Here is a 1952-nt window from a genome sequence, read left to right as displayed (position 1 = left end):
GGATGACGGCGCGTGTTGTGTACGTAGTATATGGTATAAGCACGCGACGACCGCCAAGAACTGCACAGGCGAGGACACTCTTGCCCTACACGACTCTCTTCCGCTCTCCGTGCGCCTGGTCATCGTCAACGACGGCGCTCCCACGGCAGACGCCGGCACCGGCGGCACCGGGCTGGCGGCCCTGGCCGAGCGCGCCGAGGCCGCCGGCGGGTCCCTGACCGCCGCCCAGGCCGGCGGGGAGTTCACCCTGACCCTGACCGTGCCCCGCACCGAGAAGGAGACCGCATGAGTGCCCCGACCGAGAGGATCCGCGTGCTCGTCGCCGACGACGAGGTCCTCATCCGCGGCGCCGTGGAGGCGCTGCTCGCCCTGGAGGATGACCTGGAGGTGCTGCCCGGCATCTCCGACGGCATCGCCGCCGTGGCCGCCGCACAGGAGCACCGCCCGGACGTCTGCCTGCTGGACCTGGAGATGCCGGGCCTCGACGGCGTGGAGGCCGCCCAGCAGATCTTGCGCTCGGTGCCCACGAAGGTCGTCATCTTCACCCGGCACGCCCGACCCGGCGTGCTGCGCCGGGCGCTCGCGGAGCAGGTGTCCGGGTTCGTCCCGAAGTCGACGCCGGCCGAGGAGCTGGCCGTCGTCCTGCGGCAGGTGGTGGCGGGCCGGCGCTACGTGGACCCCGAGATCGCCGCCTCCGCGCTGACGGCCGAGCGCAGCCCCCTGACCGACCGCGAGCTGGACGTGCTGCGGGCCGGGCGGGACGCCGCCCGCGTGGAGGACATCGCCGCCGCCCTGCACCTGGCCCCGGGGACCGTGCGGAACCACGTCTCGAACGCGATCGGCAAGCTCGGTGTGCGGACCCGCCAGGAGGCCGAGCGGGCCGCGTGGGAGGCCGGCTGGATCTGAGCGCGGCCGGCCCTGCAGGAGACGCGTTGGGGGCGGTTTCGGGTGGTAACCGGCCGGATACCACCCGAAACCGCCCCCGACGGCATCTGCGGGTCGGACGGGGCCGCTCGGGTCAGCGGGTGCCGAGGGCGTCGGCGTCCTGCTGGAGGGTGCCGATCAGGTTCGCCACCGCGCGGGCCGTATGGGTCAGCGTCGTGATGGAGACGTTGTCGATGTCGTCCTGGGGCGTGTGGTAGTTGTCGTCGCGGATCGAGAGCAGGCCCGTCGAGGCGATGCCGGCATCCACGAACGGCGCGTAGTCCGAGCGGCCGTTGCTGCCCTCGGGCTGGTGCGCGTGGCCGTCGCGGTCGAGCTGCGCGCCGAGCAGGGACTCAGCACCGATCGACCAGTCGGCCGTGAGCACACCGAGCGTGTTCTGGTGGTCCAGCGGGGCCACCATGTCCAGGTTGGTGTAGAGGATGATGTCCTCGCGCTCCGCCGCGGTCAGGGTGTCCACATAGTGGTGCGAGCCCAGCAGGCCGATCTCCTCGGCGCCCCACAGGGCGAAGCGGACCTTGCTCTCGGCCTTGTTGGCCTTGGCGGCCTGGCGTGCGACCTCGAGGGTCGCCGCGACGCCCGAGGCGTTGTCGTGGATGCCCGGGCCCTCCGGCACGCCGTCCAGGTGGGCGCCGAGCATCACGACGTCGTCGTCGCTGCCCGTGCGCGTCTCCGCCAGCACGTTCCAGGTGGGCCGCTGCTCCACAAGCTGCTCGAGGTCCAGGGTGACGGTGGCGCCGCCGGCGCGGGTCTGGGCCAGCAGGTCGGCGCCCAGCTCGCGGGTCACGCCCACGGTCCCGACGACGTCGCCCGGCGCGGCGCCCAGGGTGCCGTTCAGTGCGCCCTCGGCGTTGTTGTAGATGATGACGGCCTCGGCGCCCGAGGCGGCCGCGACCTGGGACTTCTGGGCGAAGGTGCAGTCGCCCCGGGAGACCAGGGCGACGCTGCCGGTCAGGTCCGCGCCGGCCCAGTCCGCGTCGGCGCAGCCGGTGGCGGCGCCGGCGGGGGCG

The 1952-nt window shown here is 73.3% G+C and carries 2 protein-coding genes and 1 pseudogene; 2 read left to right on the top strand and 1 reads right to left on the bottom strand.

Annotation, left to right across the window (positions count from 1 at the left end; all coding sequences use genetic code 11):
- Together D8M29_RS13660 and D8M29_RS11665 are read left to right on the top strand one after the other, a co-directional pair.
- Positions 1-289: pseudogene (locus D8M29_RS13660) on the top strand (hypothetical protein); the annotation flags it as partial.
- A complete protein-coding gene (locus tag D8M29_RS11665) occupies positions 286-906 on the top strand; it encodes a response regulator transcription factor (RefSeq protein WP_127435095.1) in 621 nt (206 codons plus the stop codon). The pseudogene D8M29_RS13660 and the gene D8M29_RS11665, both read left to right, overlap by 4 nt.
- 112 nt (positions 907-1018) lie before the next feature.
- Here the strand turns inward: D8M29_RS11665 and D8M29_RS11660 are convergent.
- A partial coding sequence (locus D8M29_RS11660) for a M20/M25/M40 family metallo-hydrolase (protein ID WP_127446001.1) occupies positions 1019-1952 on the bottom strand: 934 nt, incomplete at its 5' end.

Origin of the sequence: Micrococcus sp. HSID17227 (genome assembly GCF_003989405.1) — a bacterium.
GTDB lineage: Bacteria > Actinomycetota > Actinomycetes > Actinomycetales > Micrococcaceae > Micrococcus > Micrococcus luteus.
Note: the sequence above shows the minus strand (reverse complement) of the source record. Positions and strands in the feature narration are given on the sequence as shown.

Coding starts and splice junctions, on each gene's coding strand:
- D8M29_RS11665 (WP_127435095.1), top strand. CDS start 286: ATGAGTGCCCCGACCGAGAGGATCCGCGTGCTCGTCGCCGACGACGAG.